The following is a 1,494-nucleotide window of genomic DNA, read 5'->3' as shown; positions in this document are numbered from 1 at the left end:
GCAAACGCCACCTCGACACCGCACTCGTCGAACTCGAGGGCGAGGTCGCTTCGGCGGACGCCGACGACCCGGGGTACGACTACCTGCGGGGCCGACTCGTCGCCGTCAGGGACGCCGAGGCCGCCCTCGACCGACTCCTGACCCAGGGAGAGGGGTTCCTAGATGACCTCGGTGACATCCACCACGCCCTCCACGAGACGTTCCCGACCGATGAGTGACGCCGACGGGGAGGGCGTGTTCGCCCCCGACAGCGACACCGATTCCGGGCCCCTCGAAGCCGCGCGCCGGATCGACCTCGGCGAGGTCGACCCCTGCGGCTCCAGGCAGGCGGGGCGCCGCTCCGGGGTCGCGCTGACGGCCGAGGGCCCGGTCGTCGGGCTCGCCGACGGGTCGGTCCGGGCGTTCGACGGCCGTGGGACGGAGCGGTGGCGCGTCGACGGCGAGGGGAGCGCGATCACGCTCGTCCCCTTCGGCGACGGCGTGGTAGTCGGCGAACGTTCCGGCCGCGGTGCGATCCGGCTGCTCGCCGGTGGGAGAGAGCGGTGGCGGCACGACGCCGCCGACGCCCTCGGCGGCCCGGCGAAGGAGACGCGGTTTTTTCTGCCGATGGTCGTCGACGCGGCCGTCGCACCGGGCGGGGACGTCGCATACGTCGCCGCCAGACGCTACGAGCGCCGCGACGGCGGGCGGGCCTTCGGGAGTTCGGTGTACGCTTTCGCCCCCGACGGGACGCTTCGGTGGCGCTACGACGCCGACGCCTCGCCGATCGCGCTCGAACCGGTCGCCGACGGCGTCGCCGTCGCTTACAACCGCTGTCCCGGCGCCCACGACGCCGGTCTCGTGGTCCTCGGCTCGGACGGCGACGAACGCTGGACGTGGGACCCCGACCGGGAGGCGACCCGCCGGGTGGGCGACGTGGTCTCGGCCGGCGGCCGCCTCGTCGTCACGAGTCACGCCGACTACCGGGGGTACTGCCTCGCGGACGGCGACGTCGAGTGGCGGGTCGATCTGGGGACGCCGCAACCGGACGGCGACGAGGTGTACACCTACCCCAACCACGTCGTCGGCCACGGCGCCGGCGTCGTCTTCGTGACCGGCAACTCCTTCCCGGCGGAGGGCCGCGAGACCGACGAACGCCACCCCGACGAGCAGTCGGCGTTCGGTTACACGTCCGACGGCGACCACCGCTGGCGCGCGTCCGTCGGCGGCTTCTGTCACGAGGTGGCCGACGACGGCGGCCGCCTCCTCGCGCCGGTCGCCCAGCACTTTCGCGACCGCGACCCCTCGGTTCACGGGGTCCGGGTGTTCGACGCGGCTGAAGGCCCCCTCGAAACGGGGCGAACCGACGGCGTCTGCACGGCCGCGGCCCTCGACGGGGACCGTCTCGCCCTCGTCGAGGAACCGGTCGCGTACCACGACGACGACGGCGGGGTTCGCGGGACGTACTCGCTGTGGTATCTGTAGGCACCCCGAGACAGTTTATAAGTGCTCCGG

General features: G+C 73.3%; 2 protein-coding genes. Both read left to right on the top strand.

The window, feature by feature from the left end; all coding sequences use genetic code 11:
- On the top strand, positions 1-218 hold a 218-nt coding region (locus tag DP106_RS15015), incomplete at its 5' end, for a DUF3209 family protein (protein WP_120086610.1).
- Entirely contained in the window at positions 211-1,464 is a 1,254-nt protein-coding gene (locus tag DP106_RS15010; protein WP_015410617.1) for an outer membrane protein assembly factor BamB family protein, read from the top strand. The genes DP106_RS15015 and DP106_RS15010, both read left to right, overlap by 8 nt.
- Positions 1,465-1,494: the final 30 nt, after the last annotated feature.

Source organism: Halonotius pteroides (genome assembly GCF_003605635.1).
Lineage (GTDB): Archaea > Halobacteriota > Halobacteria > Halobacteriales > Haloferacaceae > Halonotius > Halonotius pteroides.
This window is presented reverse-complemented; position numbering and strand designations above follow the sequence as displayed.

Excerpts from the sequence above, each read along its gene's own strand:
- DP106_RS15010 (WP_015410617.1), top strand. The coding sequence starts at position 211 with ATGAGTGACGCCGACGGGGAGGGCGTGTTCGCCCCCGACAGCGACACC.